27 protein-coding genes are annotated in these 24104 nt (G+C 43.9%); 3 read left to right on the top strand and 24 right to left on the bottom strand.

All coding sequences use genetic code 11. The features are described 5' to 3' along the window. Window positions 1-195 precede the first annotated feature (195 nt). The 15 genes from rplL to fkpA form a co-directional block, all read right to left on the bottom strand. The gene (rplL, locus tag A1QO_RS07710) at window positions 196-564 is read right to left on the bottom strand and encodes a 50S ribosomal protein L7/L12 (protein WP_017038554.1); all 369 of its coding nucleotides are present in this window, start codon (window positions 562-564) and stop codon (window positions 196-198) included. A 57-nt stretch (window positions 565-621) separates the two neighbouring features. After that, window positions 622-1116 (bottom strand): 50S ribosomal protein L10, encoded by a 495-nt coding sequence (gene rplJ / locus A1QO_RS07705; RefSeq protein WP_017035404.1) that lies wholly within the window; start codon window positions 1114-1116, stop codon window positions 622-624. A gap of 302 nt (window positions 1117-1418) precedes the next feature. After that, window positions 1419-2120 (bottom strand): 50S ribosomal protein L1, encoded by a 702-nt coding sequence (rplA, locus tag A1QO_RS07700; protein WP_017035405.1) that lies wholly within the window; start codon window positions 2118-2120, stop codon window positions 1419-1421. A gap of 4 nt (window positions 2121-2124) precedes the next feature. Then, window positions 2125-2553, bottom strand: a complete 429-nt coding sequence (gene rplK / locus A1QO_RS07695) for a 50S ribosomal protein L11 (protein WP_017035406.1) — start codon at window positions 2551-2553, stop codon at window positions 2125-2127. A 145-nt stretch (window positions 2554-2698) separates the two neighbouring features. Then, window positions 2699-3247, bottom strand: a complete 549-nt coding sequence (gene nusG, locus A1QO_RS07690) for a transcription termination/antitermination protein NusG (protein ID WP_017035408.1) — start codon at window positions 3245-3247, stop codon at window positions 2699-2701. A gap of 12 nt (window positions 3248-3259) precedes the next feature. Then, window positions 3260-3640, bottom strand: a complete 381-nt coding sequence (gene secE, locus A1QO_RS07685) for a preprotein translocase subunit SecE (RefSeq protein WP_017035409.1) — start codon at window positions 3638-3640, stop codon at window positions 3260-3262. A 231-nt stretch (window positions 3641-3871) separates the two neighbouring features. Further along, entirely contained in the window at window positions 3872-5056 is a 1185-nt protein-coding gene (gene tuf / locus A1QO_RS07680; RefSeq protein ID WP_017035803.1) for an elongation factor Tu, read from the bottom strand. A gap of 146 nt (window positions 5057-5202) precedes the next feature. Continuing rightward, a complete protein-coding gene (fusA, locus tag A1QO_RS07675; protein WP_017038553.1) occupies window positions 5203-7299 on the bottom strand; it encodes an elongation factor G in 2097 nt (698 codons plus the stop codon). A gap of 129 nt (window positions 7300-7428) precedes the next feature. Further along, window positions 7429-7899 carry a 30S ribosomal protein S7 gene (gene rpsG, locus A1QO_RS07670; protein WP_017035801.1) on the bottom strand — a complete coding sequence of 157 codons (471 nt, stop codon included), beginning with the start codon at window positions 7897-7899 and terminating at the stop codon, window positions 7429-7431. Between the two features lie 104 nt (window positions 7900-8003). After that, window positions 8004-8378, bottom strand: coding sequence for a 30S ribosomal protein S12 (gene rpsL / locus A1QO_RS07665; RefSeq protein WP_017035800.1), 375 nt, complete (start codon window positions 8376-8378; stop codon window positions 8004-8006). A gap of 182 nt (window positions 8379-8560) precedes the next feature. After that, complete coding sequence (gene tusB / locus A1QO_RS07660) at window positions 8561-8839, bottom strand: sulfurtransferase complex subunit TusB (protein ID WP_017040562.1); 279 nt, start codon at window positions 8837-8839, stop codon at window positions 8561-8563. An 8-nt stretch (window positions 8840-8847) separates the two neighbouring features. After that, a complete protein-coding gene (tusC, locus tag A1QO_RS07655) occupies window positions 8848-9204 on the bottom strand; it encodes a sulfurtransferase complex subunit TusC (RefSeq protein ID WP_017035798.1) in 357 nt (118 codons plus the stop codon). Further along, a complete protein-coding gene (tusD, locus tag A1QO_RS07650) occupies window positions 9201-9599 on the bottom strand; it encodes a sulfurtransferase complex subunit TusD (protein WP_017035797.1) in 399 nt (132 codons plus the stop codon). Before tusD ends, tusC begins: the two co-directional genes overlap by 4 nt. Further along, window positions 9596-10330 carry a helix-turn-helix transcriptional regulator gene (locus A1QO_RS07645; protein ID WP_017035796.1) on the bottom strand — a complete coding sequence of 245 codons (735 nt, stop codon included), beginning with the start codon at window positions 10328-10330 and terminating at the stop codon, window positions 9596-9598. Before A1QO_RS07645 ends, tusD begins: the two co-directional genes overlap by 4 nt. 178 nt (window positions 10331-10508) lie before the next feature. After that, window positions 10509-11294, bottom strand: coding sequence for an FKBP-type peptidyl-prolyl cis-trans isomerase (gene fkpA, locus A1QO_RS07640; protein WP_017038550.1), 786 nt, complete (start codon window positions 11292-11294; stop codon window positions 10509-10511). Between the two features lie 131 nt (window positions 11295-11425). Between fkpA and A1QO_RS07635 the strand changes: the two genes are divergently transcribed. Then, the gene (locus tag A1QO_RS07635) at window positions 11426-12406 is read left to right on the top strand and encodes a WD40 repeat domain-containing protein (RefSeq protein WP_017035794.1); all 981 of its coding nucleotides are present in this window, start codon (window positions 11426-11428) and stop codon (window positions 12404-12406) included. Further along, entirely contained in the window at window positions 12399-12626 is a 228-nt protein-coding gene (locus tag A1QO_RS07630) for a SlyX family protein (protein ID WP_017035793.1), read from the top strand. Before A1QO_RS07635 ends, A1QO_RS07630 begins: the two co-directional genes overlap by 8 nt. A 119-nt stretch (window positions 12627-12745) precedes the next feature. On the opposite strand, the gene A1QO_RS07625 is transcribed toward A1QO_RS07630, so the two are convergent. The 9 genes from A1QO_RS07625 to tsaE all read right to left on the bottom strand — a co-directional run bounded on the left by A1QO_RS07625 (window position 12746) and on the right by tsaE (window position 22127). Beyond that, window positions 12746-12931 carry a DUF2065 domain-containing protein gene (locus A1QO_RS07625; protein WP_026026703.1) on the bottom strand — a complete coding sequence of 62 codons (186 nt, stop codon included), beginning with the start codon at window positions 12929-12931 and terminating at the stop codon, window positions 12746-12748. A gap of 72 nt (window positions 12932-13003) precedes the next feature. Beyond that, window positions 13004-13981 (bottom strand): protease modulator HflC, encoded by a 978-nt coding sequence (gene hflC, locus A1QO_RS07620; protein WP_017035791.1) that lies wholly within the window; start codon window positions 13979-13981, stop codon window positions 13004-13006. Window positions 13982-13983: 2 nt separating this feature from the next. Beyond that, a complete protein-coding gene (hflK, locus tag A1QO_RS07615; protein ID WP_017035790.1) occupies window positions 13984-15162 on the bottom strand; it encodes an FtsH protease activity modulator HflK in 1179 nt (392 codons plus the stop codon). 45 nt (window positions 15163-15207) lie between these two features. Continuing rightward, a complete protein-coding gene (gene hflX, locus A1QO_RS07610) occupies window positions 15208-16497 on the bottom strand; it encodes a ribosome rescue GTPase HflX (protein ID WP_017035789.1) in 1290 nt (429 codons plus the stop codon). A gap of 44 nt (window positions 16498-16541) precedes the next feature. Next, the gene (gene hfq / locus A1QO_RS07605; protein WP_017035788.1) at window positions 16542-16802 is read right to left on the bottom strand and encodes an RNA chaperone Hfq; all 261 of its coding nucleotides are present in this window, start codon (window positions 16800-16802) and stop codon (window positions 16542-16544) included. 202 nt (window positions 16803-17004) lie between these two features. Next, window positions 17005-17937, bottom strand: a complete 933-nt coding sequence (miaA, locus tag A1QO_RS07600) for a tRNA (adenosine(37)-N6)-dimethylallyltransferase MiaA (RefSeq protein ID WP_026026702.1) — start codon at window positions 17935-17937, stop codon at window positions 17005-17007. A gap of 9 nt (window positions 17938-17946) precedes the next feature. Further along, window positions 17947-19944 (bottom strand): DNA mismatch repair endonuclease MutL, encoded by a 1998-nt coding sequence (mutL, locus tag A1QO_RS07595; RefSeq protein WP_017040564.1) that lies wholly within the window; start codon window positions 19942-19944, stop codon window positions 17947-17949. Window positions 19945-19950: 6 nt separating this feature from the next. Beyond that, window positions 19951-21651, bottom strand: a complete 1701-nt coding sequence (locus A1QO_RS07590; protein WP_426621161.1) for a LysM peptidoglycan-binding domain-containing protein — start codon at window positions 21649-21651, stop codon at window positions 19951-19953. An 11-nt stretch (window positions 21652-21662) separates the two neighbouring features. After that, entirely contained in the window at window positions 21663-22127 is a 465-nt protein-coding gene (tsaE, locus tag A1QO_RS07585; RefSeq protein WP_017035784.1) for a tRNA (adenosine(37)-N6)-threonylcarbamoyltransferase complex ATPase subunit type 1 TsaE, read from the bottom strand. A 209-nt stretch (window positions 22128-22336) separates the two neighbouring features. Here tsaE and queG point away from each other — a divergent pair, with 209 nt between their 5' ends. Then, window positions 22337-23485 (top strand): tRNA epoxyqueuosine(34) reductase QueG, encoded by a 1149-nt coding sequence (queG, locus tag A1QO_RS07580; protein ID WP_017040566.1) that lies wholly within the window; start codon window positions 22337-22339, stop codon window positions 23483-23485. Window positions 23486-24104: the final 619 nt, after the last annotated feature.

The following is a 24104-nucleotide window of genomic DNA, read 5'->3' as shown; positions in this document are numbered from 1 at the left end:
CAAGGCATTCTAAGAATGGGGCAGTGACTAACAACTGTTTACTGTAGTGACATTGCTACTTTAATCAGCAATGTTTTTTGCATGGGTAGTAGTGGTTAAACAGCGGGAAAATTCACCAGTACCCTACAGCGCAAAAAGGCCGGTGGTTAATAAACCACCAGCCATTAGCCTTGCGGCTAAGAAATTAAGTAATAATTACTTAATTTCAACAGTTGCACCAACTTCTTCTAAAGTCGCTTTAAGCGCTTCAGCTTCAGCTTTGTCAACACCTTCTTTAAGTGCAGCAGGAGCTGAGTCTACTAGACCCTTAGCTTCTTTAAGGCCTAGACCTGTAGCGCCACGTACAGCTTTGATTACTTGTACTTTGTTTGCGCCAGCAGAAGCTAGAATTACGTCAAATTCAGTTTGCTCAGCAGCAGCTTCGCCACCAGCAGCGCCACCAGCTACAACAGCAGCAGCAGCAGATACGCCGAATTTTTCTTCCATAGCTTCGATAAGCTCAACAACTTGCATTACAGACATTTCTGCAACTGCGTCTAGGATTTGCTCGTTAGTAATAGACATAACAATTCTCTTTTAAGTCAACAATTAGTTTATTTTACAATCAGTAGAAAGCAAGGCTTATGCCGCAGCTTCTTCTTTTTGATCACGTAAAGCAGCGATAGTACGAACCAGCTTACCAGCAGAAGCTTCTTTCATGCACATCATTAGGCGTGCAATAGCTTCGTCGTAAGTTGGTAGTGTCGCTAGTACTTCAGCGTCAGTTAGTGCGCCTTCAAATGCAGCGGCTTTGATCTCGAACGCTTTGTTCTCTTTCGCGAAGTCTTTAAAAAGACGCGCGCCAGCACCTGGGTGCTCGTTAGAGAATGCAATCAGAGTAGGACCAGTGAAAGTGTCAGTAAGACACTCGTAATCTGTTCCCTGAACTGCACGGCGTGCTAAAGTGTTACGCACAACTCTCACATAAACACCCGCTTCACGCGCTTGTTTACGTAGAGAAGTCATTGCGCCAACTTCAACGCCACGAGAATCAGCTACAACTGCAGAAAGTGCACCACTGGCAGCTTCGTTGACTTCAGCAACAATTGCTTTTTTGTCTTGAAGGTTTAAAGCCATTTGGATTTACTCCTGGTTGTCGTTACACCACTCACTATTATCACAACAGTGAGAGTTAATAAGGTGCAGTCCCAGAAGAAAGTTAATCATATAATGAAACATCATATAAGAAAGCTTTCTGTCAGTTCGGGCACCATCTACGTAGGACGATTAAGTTAATTGAAAAACAATTAACACCTACGGTCTTGGACGGAGACTGTTCTAATTCCATTTATTGACAATTCAAAAAAAGGAATCAACGTCAGCCCCAACCACAAATTAGGCGCAGAATTATACATTAATTCTGCGCCTAATCAAACAAATTATGCTTGTGTGTTCAGGCTAGCCTGATCAACAGTAACACCCGCACCCATAGTGGTAGAGATGCTTACTTTCTTCACGAAAGTACCTTTCGCAGAAGAAGGTTTTGCTTTCTTAAGTGCAACTAGAAGAGCTTCTAAGTTCTCTTGAATTTGCGCCGCTTCGAAAGTAGCTTTACCAATAGTAGTGTGGATAATACCGTTTTTGTCGTTACGGTAACGAACCTGACCCGCTTTAGCATTTTTAACTGCTTCAGCAACGTTAGGAGTTACAGTACCAACTTTAGGGTTTGGCATTAGACCGCGTGGACCTAGGATAGTACCTAGTTGGCCTACAACGCGCATTGCATCTGGAGATGCAACAACAACGTCAAAGTCCATTACGCCTTTCTTCACTTGCTCAGCAAGATCTTCCATACCAACGATATCTGCGCCAGCTTCTTTAGCTGCTTCAGCGTTTGCACCTTGAGTGAACACTGCTACGCGAATGTCGCGGCCAGTACCGTGCGGAAGTACAGTTGCACCACGTACGTTCTGGTCAGATTTACGAGCATCGATGCCAAGGTTTACAGCAACGTCTACAGACTCAACAAATTTCGCTGTTGCTAGTTCTTTAAGAAGAGCAACTGCTTCGTTGATTTCGTATTCTTTCGTTACTTCAACTTTTTCACGAATTGTGCGCATGCGCTTAGTTAGTTTTGCCATGTTCTTAACCCTCTACCACTAGGCCCATTGAACGAGCAGTACCCGCAATAGAACGTTTCATCGCTTCAACATCAGCACCAGTCATATCAGCAGCTTTAGTTTCTGCGATTTCTTGGATTTGAGCGTCTGTTACCGTACCCACTTTTTCAGTGTTAGGACGACCTGAACCAGACTTAACGCCAGCCGCTTTCTTAAGAAGAACAGCAGCAGGTGGAGTCTTAGTAACGAACGTGAAAGAACGGTCGTTGTAAACAGTAATAACTACTGGAGTCGGTAGACCTTTCTCAACAGATTCTGTTTTTGCGTTGAACGCTTTACAGAATTCCATGATGTTTACGCCGTGTTGACCTAGTGCAGGACCAACCGGTGGACTTGGGTTTGCCATACCAGCTGCTACTTGCAGTTTGATATAAGCTTCAACTTTCTTAGCCATGATATTTCCTAATTTTGGGTTCAAACGCCAACATTTCAGTCAGCTCCCCGTTTTTCATAAAAAACTTCTTACAGTAATACCTGTAAAAAGGCGCGAAATTATAAGCATAATCCGCGCCATTAACAAGCATTAAAAAGGTGTTTTTTTAATCAAGTTTTTCCACTTGACCAAATTCAAGCTCAACAGGTGTCGCACGACCAAAGATCGATACTGACACTTTAATGCGGCTCTTCTCGTAATCCACTTCTTCAACAGTACCGTTGAAGTCAGCAAACGGACCATCATTAACACGAACCACTTCACCCGCTTCGAACATTGTCTTAGGACGCGGAGCTTCGCTCGCTTTCTCAAGACGGTTCAAAATCGCATCCGCTTCTTTGTCAGTGATAGGCGCAGGACGATCAGAGGTACCACCAATGAAGCCCATTACACGAGGAATACTACGTACTAAGTGCCATGATTCATCATTCATCAGCATTTGTACTAATACATAGCCTGGGAAAAATTTACGTTCGCTTTTGCGACGTTGGCCAGCACGCATCTCTACTACTTCTTCTGTAGGTACTAATACTTCGCCAAACAACTCTTCCATGTTGTGCATTTTAATATGTTCACGTAGCGATTGAGCCACACGACCTTCATAACCTGAAAAGGCTTGAACAACATACCAACGTTTCTTTGGAGCTTCACTCATGAATTAAAACCCTCACACCCCAGTTGCTAAGGCAACAAGACGAACCATAATGCCGTCAATGCCCCATAACACTAGAGCCATTACAATACATACTGCTAATACGATAAACGACGTTTGCATGGTTTCCTGACGCGTAGGCCATACCACTTTACGCACTTCCATTCGGGATTCGCGTGCAAAGACAATCGCTGCTTTACCTTTAGCCGTTGTCGCAGATACACCAAGTGCAGCGGCGATTAATACAACGACGCCTGCAGCTCGAATCACTACAGACATTTCACCATACAGGTAATTACCCACAACAGCAGCGGTTAGCAGAATAAAAGTGAGAATCCACTTAAACGTATCTGCACCGTTTGAGCTATCAGGAGTTTCAGCATTATTTGCTTTCATACAACCAACCTGTCATAAGTCTTAATATAGACGACAATAGCCCCGCTGTTGCAGGGCGAATTCCATAACATCAATAAAAATAACCATTGATGTATACTCTTGAGATGAGGAAAAACCTCAAACCAAATTCCTTGCTTTACGCTTAATTGTTCGCCATGACCAACAAGCATAATATTCAGCGCAGAAAAAGGGCATCAAATGATGCCCTTTTTACTAGTAGTTAGTCAAATCTTAATCAAAGATTTTAGCAACAACACCAGCACCTACTGTACGGCCACCTTCGCGGATTGCGAAACGTAGACCTTCATCCATTGCGATTGGAGCGATCAGCTCTACCGTCATTTGGATGTTATCACCAGGCATTACCATTTCTACGCCTTCTGGAAGCGTGATGTCGCCAGTTACGTCAGTTGTACGGAAGTAGAACTGTGGACGGTAACCTTTGAAGAATGGAGTGTGGCGACCACCTTCGTCTTTAGACAGAACGTATACTTCTGACTCAAAACGTGTGTGTGGGTTGATTGAACCAGGTGCCGCTAGAACTTGACCACGTTCAACGTCTTCACGCTTAGTACCACGTAGTAGTGCACCAACGTTCTCACCTGCACGACCTTCGTCAAGCAGCTTACGGAACATTTCAACACCTGTACAAGTCGTTGTTACTGTATCTTTGATACCAACGATTTCTACTTCGTTACCTACGTTTAGGATACCGCGCTCGATACGACCTGTTACTACTGTACCACGACCTTGAATTGAGAATACGTCTTCAATTGGTAGTAGGAACGGTTGGTCTACTGCACGCTCTGGAAGTGGAATGTAAGAATCTAGGGCTTCTGCAAGCTCTACAATCTTGTCTTCCCACTGCTTTTCGCCGTTTAGAGCGCCAAGTGCAGAACCTTGAATTACTGGAAGGTCGTCTCCTGGGTACTCGTACTCAGAAAGAAGTTCACGAACTTCCATCTCTACTAGCTCAAGTAGCTCTTCGTCATCAACCATGTCACATTTGTTCATGAATACGATGATGTAAGGGATACCAACTTGACGACCAAGTAGGATGTGTTCACGAGTTTGTGGCATAGGGCCATCTGTTGCAGCAACAACTAGGATACCACCATCCATTTGCGCAGCACCAGTGATCATGTTTTTAACGTAATCCGCGTGTCCTGGGCAATCTACGTGTGCGTAGTGACGCTCTGGAGTATCGTACTCAACGTGTGAAGTTGCGATTGTGATACCGCGCTCACGCTCTTCTGGAGCATTATCGATAGATGCGAAATCTTTCGCAACACCGCCGTACACTTTTGCAAGTGTCGTACAGATAGCAGCAGTTAGAGTTGTTTTACCGTGGTCAACGTGGCCGATAGTACCAACGTTTACGTGCGGTTTCGTACGTTCAAATTTTTCTTTAGACACGATCGTGTTCCTTCCTAGTTATGATTCGACCTGATCATTATTGATCAGGAAGATCCAGAATTTGCTATTTTATGCGTCAACTCGCGTCAGCGCAATATTTGGACGCCTTGATCTTCTAAAAAAGAAGAAAAAATATGCCCTACTTTTTAACCACGCTCTGCAATGATTGCTTTTGCAACATTGCTTGGCACTTCAGCGTACTCACTAAACTCCATGGAGTAAGAAGCACGACCTTGTGTCGCAGAACGTAAATCAGTTGCGTAACCGAACATGACAGACAACGGAACTTGTGCACGAATTATCTTCAGGCCAGCAGTCCCCTCGTCCATACCTTCGATGATGCCACGACGACGGTTAATATCGCCAACAACATCACCCATCCAGTCCTCTGGAGTAGTTACCTCAACTTTCATCATAGGCTCAAGCAAAACAGGTTGCGCTTCAAGCGCCGCCGTTTTGAAAGCCATGGAGGCAGCGATTAAAAACGCCATCTCGCTTGAATCTGTTTCATGATAAGAGCCATCATAGAGTGTAGCTTTAATATCCAAAATTGGATAACCCGCAACAACACCACTATTCATTTGCTCTGCAGCGCCTTTCGCGACTGACTCAATAAAATCTTTTGGTACCGTACCATTAGCAATTTCATCGACGAAGACAAAACCTTCACCTGGCTCTGATGGTTCAAGTTTAAGCCAAACATGGCCATATTGCCCTTTACCAGCATGCTCACGGACAAACTTACCTTCCGCTTTCGCTGTACCACGTATGGTTTCACGGTAGGCAACTTGTGGATTACCAACGTTACAATTGACGCTAAACTCACGTTTCATGCGGTCAACAATGATATCTAAGTGCAGTTCACCCATACCAGAAATAAGCGTTTGGCCTGTTTCTTTGTCCGTTTCAACACGGAACGACGGATCTTCTGCCGCTAGCTTTCCTAACGCGATAGTCATTTTATCTTGATCAGCTTGAGAACGCGGTTCTACAACGATCTGAATAACAGGATCTGGGAATTCCATGCGCTCTAGGATAATCTTATGATTCTGATCACACAGGGTTTCACCTGTCGTCACATCTTTAAGACCAATAATAGCGGCAATATCACCCGCTCGCACTTCTTTCACTTCTTCACGCTTATTTGAATGCATCTGGACGATACGCCCTAAACGCTCACGCTGTTTCTTCACTGAGTTGTAAGCGGTTTTTCCGCTTTCCACCACCCCAGAGTAAACACGAATGAACGTTAACGTACCCACAAACGGGTCTGTTGCAATTTTAAATGCTAACGCCGAAAACGGTTCATTGTCGTCAGCATGACGCTCGACTTCATTTTCGTCTTCATCAATACCTTGAATTGCCGGTACATCGACAGGAGAAGGGAGGAAATCAACGACAGCATCAAGAACGGCTTGTACCCCTTTGTTTTTGAATGCACTACCACAAGTGGCGAGTACGATTTCATTATTCAGAGTCCGAGTACGAAGGCCTTGTTTGATTTCTGCTTCTGTCAGCTCACCTTCTTCAAGGTATTTATCCATCAGCTCTTCAGAGGCTTCGGCTGCAGCTTCAACCATTTCAGTACGGTACTCTTCAGCCATTTCTTGCATGTCTGCTGGAATATCTTCGTACGTAAATGTCATGCCTTGATCAGCGTCGTTCCAGTTGATTGCCTTCATCTTAATAAGATCGACAACACCTTGGAAGTTTTCTTCAGTACCAATGTTGAGTTGAATCGGCACAGGCGTTGCGCCTAGGCGATCTTTTATTTGGTCTACAACGCGCAAGAAATCTGCACCAGTACGGTCCATTTTGTTTACAAATACCATACGTGGAACTTGGTATTTGTCGGCTTGGCGCCATACTGTCTCTGACTGAGGTTCAACACCCGATGAGCCACAAAATACAACGACAGCACCATCCAATACGCGCAATGAACGCTCTACTTCAATCGTGAAGTCTACGTGCCCTGGCGTATCAATGATATTAATGCGGTGGTCTTGATACTGTGCTTCCATACCACGCCAGAAAGTCGTGGTTGCAGCAGAAGTGATAGTAATACCACGTTCTTGCTCTTGCTCCATCCAATCCATGGTAGCAGCACCATCGTGAACTTCGCCGATTTTATGAGAAAGGCCAGTATAGAACAGAATACGTTCACTTGTGGTTGTTTTACCTGCATCTACGTGAGCTACGATACCGATGTTACGGTAGCGCTCAATAGGAGTTTTACGAGCCACTGTGTATCCTCTTTGTAGGAATTATTGATGTTTCAAAAAAGGCTTTTTGAAATATAAATAAACCCTAATATCTATTAGGTGGGGAGTTAAGAAAGCGCTGCGAGAGGAACTCGCAGCACTAAAAAGGTATTACCAGCGGTAATGAGCGAATGCTTTGTTAGCATCAGCCATACGGTGAACGTCTTCACGTTTCTTAACCGAAGTACCTTTGTTCTCAGACGCATCTAGCATTTCAGCCGCTAGGCGTTGAGCCATAGATTTTTCACCACGCTTACGCGCAGCTTCAACTACCCAACGCATAGCAAGAGCGTTACGGCGAACCGGACGAACTTCTACAGGTACTTGGTAAGTTGAACCACCCACACGGCGAGATTTAACCTCTACCGATGGACGAACATTTTCAAGAGCTTCTTCAAATACAGCTAAGTGATCTTTACCAGATTTCTCAGCCATAACTTCTAGTGCAGTGTAAACAATTTTCTCTGCAGTAGATTTCTTTCCGTCAACCATAAGGATGTTAACGAATTTTGCCAGCAGTTCAGATTTGAACTTAGGATCTGGAAGGATCTTACGCTGGCCTATAACGCGACGACGTGGCATGGATATTCTCCGTTGTCTTCTTCAGGTTATCCAAAACTTTACAGTTTTTTCAAAAATTAAGAATTTAAATTAATTTAGTGTTTGGCCTTACTTAACGGAATCCATTAAGACTTAGGACGCTTCACACCGTACTTAGAACGACCTTTCTTACGGTCATTTACGCCAGCACAGTCTAATGCGCCGCGAACAGTGTGGTAACGTACACCCGGAAGGTCTTTAACACGACCGCCACGGATTAGAACAACACTGTGCTCTTGAAGGTTGTGGCCTTCACCGCCGATGTACGAAGTCACTTCAAAGCCGTTCGTTAGACGAACACGGCAAACCTTACGAAGTGCTGAGTTAGGTTTTTTAGGTGTAGTTGTGTAAACACGAGTACATACACCACGTTTTTGTGGGCACGCTTCTAGTGCAGGCACGTTGCTTTTAACAACTTGCTTTACACGAGGTTTACGTACCAACTGGTTAATAGTTGCCATTAACTAGCTCCTGATTTACTTGAAAGTAAGCTTTGTGAAAAATCTAGTCCTAAATGTAGTTGATACAAATAGGGACGCAAAATTCTATTCAGCAGTGAGAGATGTGTCAAGAAATATACAGATCTTTTTTCATCCACTGAATAGATAAAAAGGCATATAGGTAAAAATAGATGGGAAAACCATCACCAAGAGACTGATTTTAAATGCTTTGCTGTTAGATCCACAAATTCGTCAATATCTATCGATGAAACACCTTGCGCAATAAGTTGCTCAATACCTCTGGCTTTGAGGTCAATATTTAACGCTAATACTTGGCAAAGTGATGTATTTAACACGTGGTGCTGTGCATGTTTGGGGTTCGTCAGGTAGACCGCAGACTGAGTTAACAATAACGCATCTGTCGGCGTCGCGAACTGAACTGCCAATGTTGCTTTTTCTGGAGTAGTAACGATATAAAGCATGATGATACCTAAAAACTCAGCAAATGATGGCAACTCGCCATCTGTGATGCAATGTCATCACTTGGAAGAATGCGCACATCGAAAGCCATTTCAACATCTAATAAGCCTCGTTCTTCTAGGCCCGTTCGGCAAGCATATACGTGCTCAATGTCGTACAGGTCCATCAATTTGAATGTACTGATATAATCACGGCTCAATACTGTCTCTGGTTGCTGATCGTTGACCAACTGAGTGACACCATCGCCAACAAAGAACACATAGATGTCTTCACAGTAAGCAGACGCAGCAAGAAGAGCATCAAGCCCTTCTCTCCCTGCGGAGGTTGAGTGAGGAGACGTGTGAAAAACAAAGCCTATCTTTTTCAAAACTGAACAACCCTATCTTGCGTTAGCATCGATTCTGCTAAACTGCCTAATCCGGCTTGGACAAATCCATCCGCCAAATTTGAGCTCTCGAGATTATGTTGATGAGCTTCATTTTCACTCACAATCCCTCTGCGCAACGCCGCGGCGACGCAAGTCTCCAGAGAAACATGGTTCTCAGATGCGAGTTTTTGCCAAGCTTGGACCAAATCAAATTCATCGTTGGCCGGCACCGTCAAACTGGACCCGTTACTCACACCATCTTGATAAAAAAAGACACTCTTTAAGATGTGTCCTTTTTTAATCAACGCTTGAGCAAACAGAAATGCCACTCTAGACGACTGTGAGCCGTATACAGAGCCGTTCACAACAAGCGCATAGCAGAGAGACGGGTTCAAGACTCTTCATCCTCAGTCTTACGCTGACGGATATACAGATAGACGGTATGTTTTGAAATATTGAGACGATCTGCAACTCGGTTGATGGCATCTTTGATATCAAAAATGCCTTTGTCATACAGTTCCATCACTATTTGACGATTCTTCGTGTTGTTTGATACTGACTTGTCAGCATTGATTTCTTCGATCGTACGCTCAACCGTTTGGTCGACCAACTCTTCCACATCACTTGCAAAATTCACTGAAGAAGCTGCTTCATTCGCTTCTTCCGTTGGCATAAAGGAGTGAAGAACTTGAGAAAAAGGCGCGTCTAGGTTGACGTTAATACATAACAGACCGATAACGCGATTATCACCGTTGCGAATAGCAACCGTGATCGACTTCATCAATACCCCACCTTTCGCTCGTGTAAAATAAGAACGAGAAAAGTTACGTTCAGAGCCTTCAATATCTTTCAACATTCTCAAGGCTAAATCGGTAATGGGTGAGCCGACTTGTCGGCCGGTATTTTCACCGTTCGCTATTTTGATTGCCGACGTGTTGAGATCTTCAAGCGAGTGCAACACAATCTCACAAAAGGGACCGATCAGGCTCGCAATGCCATCCACCACCGCTTCATAAGATCTTAAAATTATTTTGTCATGATCGCTAAATGGCTTCACATGAACGGATTCCATTTCAAGCAACTCGCTTTCTAGTGGTATGTCTGTAAGTGTTTCAGTTGTAGTCACGATATTCTAGCCTTAGCGCAAAAAATCAACAAATCTATGTAAGTTTATCAGAAAATTTGAATCGAGCATCTAAGTAAGTCGAGATATACTGATTTAAAGCAAAGAATAAGGTGTGGATCGCTAAAAATAATAAAGGCCTGAGCAAGTCAGGCCTTCAAAAATGCTATCTCAGTATCGCTTACTGAGCTTCTACATTTGTATCATTTTCGATTTGCAATAATTCCACTTCAAATACCAAAGTAGAGTTTGCTGGAATCGTTGGTGTATCTTGAGGGCCATAAGCAAGTTGAGGTGGAATAACAAACTTAAACTTTGAACCAACAGGCATCAATTGAACACCTTCCGTCCAACCAGGAATCACACGGTTTAAAGGGAAGACCGCTGGCTCTCCACGATCGTATGAGCTATCGAACTGAGTGCCGTCAATTAACGTACCTTTATAGTGTACTTGAACGGTATCCGTCTCTTTTGGTTGCTCACCCTGCGCTTCTGTTAAGACTTGGTACATTAAGCCTGTCTCAGTTTTCATTACGCCTTCTTGCTGTTCGAACTCAGCCTGAAAGTCCTGACCGGCTTTTTCTGCCGCTGCTGCTTTTTCTGCCGCTTGTGCTTGCATTGCTGCTGACACTCGAGCATCTAATTGCTCAAGTGCTTCACGAGTTTCTTCTTCAGTTAATTCAGCGCTATCAGCAAACACATGCTCAATACCTTTCAAGACAAGATCTTTGTTCAATTGAATACCGATTTCGTTCGGTTTTTCAATGCTTGTGCTGAGGTAATTTGCAAATGAAACACCAATGGCATAAGCCGCCTTATCATCTTCCGTTTGAAAGTGAACTGCTTTGCCAGTTTCTGCAACTTGTTCAACGGCCGCAGTTTCAACTTTTGGTTCTTCTTCTTTTTGACAGCCAACGGCTAACATTACGGTTGCTGCAAGCAGTGATACTTTAAACATCGATTTCATTTAATTCTCCAGTTTTGGGCTAACCATTCATCACAATCATTCAGTTATGACTGGCATGCGAGACGTAGTTGTACCAATATAGCTATATGTTTACAAAATGTCTTTCAACACCAAGCGGATAATTGGACTTGATGCGAAATATTCTTCATTCAATCTTGTTTGTCTTTGTCATCCTAGCGTTAAATGGTTGCTTTTTTTCTTCTAAAAACGACCAACGCTGGGAGCTAGAACCTCAAGGCACAACCAGCTTTGCGCTCAGCCGTGATGCTCGATTTGCACTCATTTACTCCAAAGAAAACCAGTTAGTTCTTTGGGATCTCGCTGAAAACAAACAACTCGCGCAACTTGGTCAACAAGATGCCCAAGAAAATAGTGTGTCACGTATTCGCATTTCAGATAATGGGCGCTTTGCTATCACAGCGAGTCAAATCAATTTCGCCGTTTGGGACTTATCATGGACACAGGCTCAAGGTCTATGGTCGATTTCTGATGGTCTCATTCGAGATGTCGATATTTCAAGCAATGGCGAGCAAGTTCTACTCGGGCTTTCCAATGGTAAAGCCATATACGTCAATTTAGTCACCGGACGACGCCTAGAGTTCCTTGCTCATCAAGAAAAAATAAATTCTGTTGCACTTTCGTCGAATGGACGCTTCGCCCTATCGGGAGGAAATGATTATAAAGCCTACTTATGGGACACTGAATCGGGGCTGATTATACGGACATTTGAGCATGAGCAGAGGGTGATTAGAGTGGCACTGCAAAGAGATGGGGATCTTGCATTTAGTTCAGATGGTGGTAACCAAGCGATCATTTGGGATCTAAAAACGGGCAATGAACGCTCGCAACTCAGCAGCTTCTCCCGCCAACTTATTTTCTCTACAGCGCGTTTTTCTGATGATGGTTCAAAACTGGTTACCGGCACACCTTCAAGCCGAGTTATCGTTTGGGATACGACGAGCGGTAAAAAAACGGATGGGTTTGAAGTGGAACCATTAAAAGATACTCGTCCTCCTCGTGCGGTAGTGTATGATGCCGCTTTCGATAATCAACAGCGGATTATCTCTGGTACATCTGCTGGTATTGCACAGGCGTGGAAATTTGATGACTGATAAATCCTATCAAGCACTAGAAGATCGTATCAATGATTTAGAATGCCAACTGGCGTTTCAAGAGCAAACCGTAAGTGAACTCAATGATGCACTTTCAACACAGCAGCTGCTCATCACCAAGATGCAAGATCAAATGAAGTATGTGGCCGGAAAAGTAAAAAATATGGATTCTTCGAATCTAGCGGATCCTTCTGAAGAAACGCCGCCTCCTCATTACTAGTCAAAGCGGATAACAAGAAGCCAAAACCCATAAAGAGCCTGCTTTTTGCACTTTACTGTGCAATTTAGGCTCTCCGCCTACCCAAGCCAAGCACAAACCCAACAAAAACTAACCAAAAACTAAGCAAAAACGTAGGCGATCACCACACCCGCAACCACTAGGCAGCCACCAAACCTTCTAAGTTGATTGTCTGGCTGCTCACTGAGTTGTGACACCATGGCTCGCCAACCTCTTGGAGCGATCAGTGGGCCTAATCCCTCTACCACCAATACCAACCCTAACGCTACCCATATCGAATTTGACATCATCAATCCTCTCCAAAAAGAAAGGCCCCTAACTTAGGAGCCTTTATCATATAACTTAACAACATGTTGCCGCTATTTCGTAGCCATGCCTTTAGCATTGTTCATGTATTGGAAGAAATCACTCTTAGGATCGAGTACTAAGATATCGCTCTTCTCACTAAATGAACGCTCATAGGCTTGAAGCGAACGGACAAAGCCAAAGAACTCAGGATCTTTGCTGTAAGCATCCGAGTAGATTTTTGCTGCTTGTGCATCCGCATCACCACGTGTTACACGCGCAGTTCTGTCTGCTTCTGCAATAACGGTGGCCACTTCAAGCTCAGCTTGAGCACGGATAACTTCCGCTTTCTCGCGACCTTGAGAACGGTGTCTACGAGCAACTGACTCACGTTCTGCACGCATACGACGATAGATAGATTCACTGATTTCATCAGGAAGGTTGATTTTCTTCATTCGAAAATCAACAATCTCAACACCTAAATCTGCCATTGCACTCTCGGCTGTTCCCGCTAGTACATTTTCCATGATCTTATCACGCTCACCATCAATCTCTAATGCTTCTCTAGCGGCTTCAGTAGTCACTTCTTCACTATCAGCACTGTCAGGTAAGACATCTTTGTTACGTGGACCAGAAACAATCTGCTTGATTTCACGTGAACCGATTTCAGAACGAAGGACATCGGTTACCTTACGCTCAAGAAGTGTTTCTGCGGTCATCACATTACCACCACCAGTACTCAGATAAAAACGTCCAAAATCAGCGATACGCCATTTCGCATAGGTATCAATTAAAACGTCTTTCTTCTCTGATGTTACAAAGCGGTCTGAAACACCGTCCATGGTTTGGATACGTGCATCTAATGTTTTCACACGGTCAAACAGCGGCATTTTGAAATGTACGCCCGGTTCATAGATACGTGATACGCCGTTATCATCAAGAACACGACCAAAACGAATCACCATGCCACGCTCACCTTCTTGAATAACAAACAGTGACATCAACATGAGTACAATAGTCACCGCCAATATAGGGATCATTAACTTACGCATTATTAGTATCTCCCTTGACGTGAGCCCGACGTGCGGGATTGTGAATCTGACTGTGATACATTGGCTTCTGACTCAAGTTCAATTTGATCATAAGATGACGTTGGCTTACGTGTCGACTTAGAGCTGCCTTCTTGACCCGCCAGTTTATCAATTGGTAGGTACAGTAGATTGCCACTAGACTCTGAATCAATCAGTACTTTCGATGTACTTGTGTACACTTTTTCCATGGTATCGATGTACATACGATTACGCGTTACGTCCGGTGCAGCAGTGTATTCCGGTAATAGTTTCTCAAACTGAGAGACTTCACCAATTGCAGCATTGACAGTACGTTCAGAGTAACCAAGCGCTTCTCTCTTCAAACGTTCTGCACGACCAGTAGCTTTTGGCAAAATATCATTTCGATACGCTTCTGCCTCTCGCTCAAAACGCTCTTCATCTTCTCGTGCTGCGATTGCATCATCAAACGATGCTTTTACTTGCTCTGGCGGACGAGCCGACTGGAAGTTGACATCAACAATGATCAAACCCATGTCGTAAGCATCAATAATCTCATTCAATGTTTCTTGTGTACTTTGACGAATTTGTTGACGTCCGCTTGTCAGGATACTATCCATCAACGAGTCACCGATAACCGCACGCAGAGCAGAATCAGCCGCTTGACTTAGACTGTTATCAGCGTTAGTTACTGTGTAGAGGTATTTGTATGGATCCGATACTCTGTACTGAATATCCATACCAACCGTTACTACATTCTCATCTTTCGTTAGCATCAAACCGGATGCGCGCAAAGACCGGATCGCTTGAACGTTCACGGCTTCATAAGTATCAATACCAGCAGGACGCCAGTTCAAACCAGGCTCCTCAATATGACTGTATTTACCTAAACGTAATACGACACCGCGCTCGGCTTCACCAATAGTGTAAAAGCCAAAGAATCCCCAAACAACGACTGCGATTGCTGCAATAACGCCTAAGCCTATTGCGCCTCCACCTCCGAAAGAAGGGCCCTTACCACCTTTATTACCAAACTTACCACCCAATTTTTGACTCAGCTTGTTAAACACTTCGTCTAAATCTGGCGGTCCTTGATCTCGGCCACCGCGATTGTCTTTATTACCCCAAGGGTCTTTATCGCGGCCGTTGTCGCCGTTGTTATTACCAGGCTCATTCCACGCCATTAGAAAGCTCCATCATTAGATATGACGTTATACTCTAGCAGTCCTTTAAGTAACTATAAAGTCACGTAAAACTGCCTCTTCTCTTTTCTCTAACTTTAACCAGTCAACTTGCTGCATTCTGACATCAATCAACAAATCACCATCTTGGTCATATTCTTCTTTTTGAATACACTTCATTTGGAAAAATGTACTACGAATTCGCCCCTGATGTTCAGGCGGTACTCGTAGCTGATATGACACCATTTGACTTGCTAACCTTTCCGTTAACGCTTCAAATAGTAATTCAACCCCTAACCCTTCCATTGCCGAGACCCAAACCGTTCGAGGGTTACCTTCCTCGTCCCGATCAATTCTCGGCTTTTGACCTTCTAGGTTATCGATTTTGTTCATAACTACAAGAGTTGGCACCTCATGTGCGTCAATCTCTTCTAATACTTCATGAACAGCATGAATATTCTCACGAAAACGGTCATCACTGGCATCAACAACATGTAACAAAATGTCAGCTTCTTGTGTCTCTTGTAACGTTGCTTTAAAAGCGGCCACTAAATCATGGGGTAGGTGTCGGATAAAACCAACGGTATCCGCTAAAATCGCAGGCCCAACATCCGACAGTTCAATTTTTCTCAATGTCGGATCGAGAGTAGCAAATAGCTGATCCGCCGCGTAAACCCCAGCTTCTGTAATACTATTAAAGAGTGTCGATTTACCTGCGTTCGTATACCCAACCAATGAAATTGTAGGAATCTCAGCGCGATTTCTTGCTCTTCGACCTTGCTCTCGCTGTTTAGCAACTTTGGCTAAGCGTCGCAAAATCGTTTTAATACGATCCCGCAATAATCGTCTGTCGGTTTCTAGTTGAGTTTCACCTGGCCCACGCAGACCGATACCACCTTTTTGCCTTTCTAGGTGTGTCCAACCTCGAATTAATCGAGTCGAAATATGACGTAATTGGGCAAGCTCCACTTGTAGCTTACCTTCATGCGTTCGAGCACGTTGAGCAAAAATATCAAGAATCAAACCAGTTCGGTCCAGCACTCGACATTGACACAAGGCTTCTAAATTTCGTTCTTGGGCTGGTGAGAGTGCGTGGTTAAAGATCACGATATCCGCACTGACCAATTGTACAGCTTGTGCGATTTCTTGAGCTTTACCTTCTCCGACATAATATTTAGGGTGTGGAGATTGACGACTGCCGGTCACAACTTGCAGTGTCGACACTCCAGCAGAAGAAATAAGCATTTCACATTCACTTAAATCTTCCAGCTCACCCTCTTGCGTGAAATTGATATGAACAAGTACGGCTCGCTCACCGGCTTCATAACGGTCAAACAAGCAGTCAGCTCCTTCTTGTTGATCTAATAAAAAAAGTCAGAATATTAATCTTCTGATTTCTCTTGTGGGCGTTGTTCTGGTCGGTCACCGCTGTGGTGGCTCACTGCACGCGCAGGAACAACCGTAGAAATCGCATGCTTATAAACCATTTGGTTGACCGTGTTTTTCAATAGAATAACAAACTGATCAAAGGATTCGATTTGCCCTTGTAGTTTAATACCGTTAACAAGATAGATTGAAACGGGAATGCGCTCACGACGTAGTGCATTCAAGAATGGGTCTTGTAAAGATTGCCCCTTAGCCATTTTATTTTCCTTATTTTGTATTTTGTTGTAATTATTTAGCTAGTGGTTTTTGTGCAAAAAAAGGTGTTGCTTTGCATCTGAGCTAAACGAGTAATAGTTACCCCGCTATTACCTGTTATGTAGGCAATGCCTGCATTTTTCAAGTAAACGATCTTTGACGGGGTAAATTCACGCAAAAGCGATCACATTATACACAGCTAATTTAATCAGATGCTATTGCATTTGATAGCGTTTCTAGCGCATGTTCAACGTTCTCACTATCTAACCAAGTTAAATCATCCCAGCTGCGTAACCAGGTAATCTGACGCTTGGCCAATTGACGAGTTGCGCAGATTCCACGAAAAACCGCTTCCTCTTTATCGCACTTCCCATCTAAGTAATCCCACATCTGCCGATACCCTACACAGCGAATAGATGGCAGTTCAGGGTGAAGATCATCTCGGGCATACAGTGCCTTCACTTCTTCTTCGAATCCTGCTTCCATCATTTTACTAAAGCGCAGTTCAATACGGCGGTGGATCTCTGCCCTTTCCTTGGGAGCTATTGCAAATTGTTTGACCTGAAACGGTAGGCTTTCGCCCTTAGTTTCTGTGAGTTCAGTAAGAGTTTTACCTGAAATTCGGTAAACTTCCAATGCCCTAGATAATCTTTGTGGGTCATTTGGGTGAATTCTTTCTGCTGAAACAGGATCAATCTCTCGTAATTGATCATGAAGCACCTGCCAGCCAGAATCTTGGGCTTCTTGTTCTATTTCTTTACGAATAATAGGATCGGCCGCTGGAAGGGGGGACAAGCCTTCGAGTAATGCTTTGTAATACAGCATAGTGCCTCCCACGAGTAATGGGATTTTTCCTTCCGATACAATACGATTCATTTCCGATAGAGCATCAGAACGAAAATCAGCGGCAGAATACGCCTCACTTGGATCTAAGATATCGATCAAGCGGTGTGGAGCCAAAGACAGCTCATGCTCGTCTGGCTTTGCTGTGCCGATATCCATGCCTTTATATATCAAAGCAGAATCGACACTGATGATTTCAACAGGAAATTTCTGTCTCAAGCGAATCGCTAGATCGGTTTTTCCTGACGCTGTTGGGCCCATCAAAAATAGGGCTAAAGGTAATTGTTCATTCATTATTTTTTATTAAGCCAGTAACGCAGCAATCGTCGCTGAAAAATCTATCGGTTGGACAAACTTAGGATCATCTAATGGTAATTGACCATGCCAAAGCTGTTCTAGTTCCGCAATAATTTGAATCGCTTCCGATAAAGTGTAGTCGGTTTTCACTTGGGTTATACGATCAGACAACCAATTAATAAGGTAGGTCGGATCGATGTCTGAATCAGATTCCAAGTCATTCGTTGCCAAGTACGATAACAGATCTGGAATGATTATTTGTAGGTTTTGTTGGCGTAACGGCTGTGGAACGCCCATGACCATTAAAGATTGCTTATTACGCTCTTTAATTTGAATACCAAGACGAGATAAGGTCGACTGCAAACGCTGGTTACTTAGGTGTTGGTTTTCATCGACTTTTAAAGACAAAGGCACAAGAAGAGGCTGGCTGGTCAGGTCTGCATGAGTAATATCAAGCTGACCTCGAATGCGAAGCCACTCTGCCTTTGCTAACGAAACTAACACGCTGCTTTGTTTAGACGCCATCAATATATAACGCCCATGAACCACATTGATCGCCTTGCCAAGCGATGTTATCGGCACAAGCTCGGGGATCACACTTTCTACATTTCTGAAACCTGCTCGTGGTGTGTGTTTCTCATTCTCTGTTGTTAATAGCTCAGAATACACTTGAAGCTCTTTTGGGCTTGCTCTATCAACAGGCACTGGCTTGGTCATCTGCCCCGAAGTTGGTGTTTGTGAACCTCGCCAATGAGCGGCTGAATTTGGTGTAGTGGGGCTTGACTCGCCTACCCTATCATTCGATTCACTCGTGACTTTATTTGGGTACATCGGTGAATGATCAATGGCGGCCATAATCTGCGGAGAAACGCGATCGTGAGTGACGCCTCGTTCCTTCTTATTTTCGTTCTTTGGGTTTATGTCTATCGGGCCTTTATCAGACTCACTCGATGCTTGACTCGACTGATGAAAAGCCGACGTCGCGAGCTTAGGTGAACAGATGTGCTCACTTTGGGCGAGAGCATCGCTCAGTGCCTGATAAATAAAATCATGTACTAATCTGGCTTGATGAAAACGAACTTCATGTTTAGCGGGGTGTACATTCACGTCGACTTGATGAGGGTCTATCTCGATAAAAAGAATATACGTAGGGAATTGATCAGCGCGTAGCGTGTTTTCATAGCTTTGTCGGATCGCGTGATTGATGAGTTTGTCTCTCATCATTCGCCCATTCACATAACAATATTGAAGATCGTTTTGCTGCCTCGCTCCTTCTGGCGTGGTGATCCAACCATGCAGACGCAAACCTTGATGTTCAAGTTCGATCTTGAGCATGTTCTTCACAAAGTGGCTGCCACACACTGCTGAAATACGCTTTTCTGCCTGTACTTCTGACTTCGCAGCCCGATACTGGCGTACCGATTTACCGTTGTGGGTGAGGTTGATCGTAACGTCAAAACAGCTCAGTGCTATCCGCTTCATCAACTCGTCAATATGGGTGAATTCTGTTTTCTCAGTGCGAAGGAATTTGCGCCGAGCCGGTGTATTAAAAAACAGATCGAGTACTTCAACGCTGGTTCCAATGGGGTGTGCGGTCGGTGTCAGCTTTACCTGCATATCTCGACCTTCACTATAGGCCGACCAAGCTTGCTCTTGAGTCGCAGGGCGTGATGTCATCGTCAAACGAGAAACAGAACTGATACTCGCAAGAGCCTCACCACGAAAACCAAGACTCACTATAGCCTCAAGATCATCAAGACAATGTATTTTTGATGTTGCATGACGGCTTAGCGCTAAGCTCAATTCCTCTTTTTCGATGCCTTTACCATTATCTCGGACTCGAATCAGCTTTGCTCCGCCTTTTTCGATATCAACATCAATTCGCGTCGCCCCTGAGTCCAAACTATTTTCAACCAACTCTTTTACAACAGAAGCGGGTCTTTCGACCACCTCTCCCGCGGCGATTTGGTTGGCCAGTCGAGCAGGCAATATTTTTATGGTCATACAGGCCTACTTATTGGGAATAATCAATATTTGACCGATCGCTAATTCATCGGATCTCAGTTTGTTTGCTTGTCGAATACTATTGATGGGTACTCCATACTGGCTCGCTATCTTTCCGAGATAGTCGCCACGTTTGACGGTATGCTTACGAATAGGCACATCTTTTAGACTCACGGTGATCTTCAGTTTCTGCCCTAATTTTAGCGTGTCAGATTTCAGATTATTTTCACGCTTTATAGCGCCAATGGTCACTTTATAACGGCTGGCTATTTTCCCTAAGTAATCACCCGAACGAACCGTATGCGTCACGACCTTTGTTTCGACGGTATCGGCCGCGGTTGAAACCGAGCCTGCAGCAGGAATCGTCAGTACCTGCCCAATCGCTAGACTGCTGCTTTTGAGTTTATTCGCTTTCATCAACGTACTCGTCGACGTACTGTACTTTTTCGCTATTGCAGACAACGAGTCACCACGTTTAACTTTATACGTTTTAGGCGTGGTTTGCGCTTTAAAATAGGTGCCTTCAGGCGGGTTCGCTTTTAAATATTTAACCACCGCCTTGGTGATGGAGCGAGACAGTTTGTCTTGATGAGCCCTTTGGAATAAAAGCTTCTCTTCTGTTGGGTTAGAAATAAACCCCGTCTCAACAAGTACCGATGGGATCTGAGGGGATCTCAACACGGCTAGGCTGGTATTAATAGGCTTTGAATTATGAAGCTTGGTGACTTTCCCCATCTCAGATAAAATCTCAGTCGCCAGTTTATATCCTTCCTTTTGAGAATGGCTGAATTGAAGATCAAGCAAGGTCTGATTGACGTTACGATCGTTAATGCTGCTCGGGAAAGCAGCACCGCCACCACCCAATAGCTCAGACTGTTTCTCTTTGTCTTCTATCCAACGAGAGATTTCTGTATTTGCTCGACGGGTATTCAAGACAAACACCGAGCCACCTTTGGGTTGAGGCGTGGTAAATGCATCAGCATGTATCGATATCAGTAGATGGGCATTGTTCTCACTCGCAATCGCTACACGTCGATTCAAATTGACATAGTAATCACCTGAACGAGTGAGTCTCGCTTTGATACCGGGTATTGCATTCAGTTGCGCAGCCAGCTTTTTTGAAATACTCAGTGTTGCATTTTTTTCGTATTTACGGCTCGGCCCGATAGAACCAGGGTCTTCTCCACCATGACCAGGGTCGATAACAATCAGAATCTCTTCTTGTCGCTTGATTTGGGAAACATCTTTACTGACTTCAGGGGCTTTAACCGTAGAGACGCTTTTAGTCGTTGAGCCATGAGGCAAATCGATAACCAACCGATGACCATATTGCCCGCCAGAAACAGGGGCTAACTTAAAAATATTCGCCTGTACTTTGCGTTTCAATTCAAACACTAAACGATACGTTGATTTTTTTGGTGGCGTACTTTTTCTTACTTGGCTTAATACTGGACTGTCACTAACAGACAGCGGGAGCTTGGTATTAAGAGACGTATTGTTCAAATCAACCACTAAGCGATTTGGACTGCTCAAAGTGAAGTAGCTAAAGTCAGCCTCAGATTGTAAATCAATCACCACTCTGGTTTCATCCGGAGATGGCCATACCCTTACTCCCTCAAGCGTATTCGCCCAAAGAGAGTAAGAAAACAATGAAATTAACGCAGTTAGTACAGTCAGAACCCAGCGATTCACACGCACTTTCACAATAGATTGAATACTCAACTTAGCTCCAATTGATTCAGTAATGACTGTCCATACTCATTATTCGCCGTAAGGGTCATCGTTCTTTGTTCGCCTTGATAACACAGTTCTACATCAAGATCAGGCTTTGGGAGTAAACCTTCCCCCTTCTCAGGCCACTCAACAAGGCAAATAGCATCAGGCGTGAAGTAATCTCGGATCCCCATAAATTCGAGTTCTTCAGGATCAGCTAAGCGATAAAGATCAAAGTGGTAAACTTGCCACTTATCCAGTTGGTAAGGCTCTACTAAGGTATAAGTTGGGCTTTTTACGTTTCCCTGGTGACCTAAGGCTCGAACAAATCCGCGACTGAATGTCGTCTTCCCTGCGCCAAGATCCCCATGCAGATAAATAGTCGTTTGTTGTGAACAACACTGAGCGAGCAAAGTACCAACGTGAATCGTCGCTTCTTCATTAATAAGATTAAATTGTTTTGTATTCATGGTTGGGCTTCTCGAACGTGTTCAAACTGACTATATATAAATCAAAGTAATAGGAATAGTAAACTGGGTTAGAATTGAGAAACAAGCGCTCTTGTGTAATTAAACGCAAATATTGGCAAATAATAACATTCGATCAGTCATAGAACCGCTAGATCCTTGTAATAAGATCTTGTAAGATCCGGCCCCCTATTCAATCAGGCTCTTTACCTATGGATTATCAACACCTCGCTGATCAAATCAAAATTTGGGCGAAAGAGCTTGGCTTTCAGAAAGTGGGCATCTGTGATGTCGACCTCTCTGAACATGAACCGCAGCTTCAGAAGTATCTAGACGCAGGCTTCCACGGTGAAATGGATTGGATGGCACGCCACGGCATGATGCGTGCACGCCCTGCTGAGCTATTACCTGGAACCATTCGAGTAATCAGTGCAAGAATGGATTACCTACCACCAGAGGCCCAGTTTGCCTCTAATCTCGCCGATAAAACACAAGCTTACATCAGTCGTTACGCCCTTGGTCGTGATTACCATAAAATCATTCGCAATCAATTGAAAAAGCTGGGCAAAAAGATAGAGCAAGAAGTGGGTACATACGGCTATCGTCCATTCGTCGATAGCGCTCCAATACTAGAACGGCCACTCGCGGAAAAAGCTGGGCTAGGCTGGGCGGGGAAACATTCGTTACTGCTTGACAAAGAAACAGGCTCTTGGTTTTTCTTAGGTGAGCTCTTAGTTGACCTTCCGTTGCCTATCGAGCAACCCAGTCAGAATGAATGTGGAAAATGCAGCGCCTGCATTACGTCGTGTCCAACACAAGCCATTATTGCCGATGGCGTTGTCGATGCTAGACGATGTATTTCCTATTTAACCATTGAATATAATGGCGTGATTCCAGAAGAATTCCGCAAACCTATGGGTAACAGAATATATGGCTGTGACGATTGTCAGCTAGTATGCCCATGGAATCGATTCTCGACTATCACGGAGCAAGGAGATTTTCACCGCCGTGATACATTAGCAGACGCTAACCTCGTCTCGCTGTTTTCTTGGCAAGAAGAGGAGTTCCTTCAAAAAATGGAAGGCTCTGCTATCCGGAGAATCGGCTACATTCAGTGGCTGAGAAATTTATCGATAGCAATGGGGAATGCACCATTCTCATCGTCTATTGTGGCGGTTTTAGAGGAGAAGTTAGGCTTTAATGACATGCTTGATATCCACATCAAATGGGCACTAGAAGAACAGCACCGGCAGTTGCCACGTTCTCTTGGTGACCTTGAGCAAAACACTATTGATAGCGTTGAGCAAAAAAACCAACGATTAATTAGAGTGATAGAAAAAGGGCTGCCTAGAGACGCATGAACATTGCATAAATTCATTGTTCATTATTTGACTTAGTTCTAAAAAAATTGAATGTGGAAAAAAAACTAAACTAGACAGCGTTTCCTATAACTGAAGAAAGTTAGCCACAAAACGAAGATATGACGAAGATCAAAAAACAATCACTTAGTGATCTTATCGCAGTGCTAAATTTGGTGTCAAAAATAAACAAAAAACCAATAAAAACAGCAACTTGATTGATTATCTCATCTAAACTACAAGCCTAGCAGAATAAAAAGATCTTTTGTTCACTCGACTTTCTAGCCCGAAAAATCAGTTTACCCACCAACTTATCCACAGTTAGTATTTTGTGGGTAACTCTGTTGACAGATACGTTTAGACAACGCTCAACATCAATAATGACGTAGCATTGACTCGTCTCAAAACTAATCGATTGATAAGGTCAGACAAGAACCACTAGCACTTGGCCGTGTTTCATACATTTTGGGGGATTATGCTTCTCAGCATGATGGAAAAGAGCAAAGCCTTTCGGCTATCAGTGAAAAGAATCACTATAAAATTAGAAGAGCTAAATCACATCATTATTGACTTAACAGCCTTTAATGGTGAAGTGGTTGCGGGAGCCGGATTTGAACCGACG

It is taken from the genome of Vibrio genomosp. F10 str. ZF-129 (assembly GCF_000287055.2).
Taxonomy (GTDB): Bacteria; Pseudomonadota; Gammaproteobacteria; order Enterobacterales; family Vibrionaceae; genus Vibrio.
This window is presented reverse-complemented; position numbering and strand designations above follow the sequence as displayed.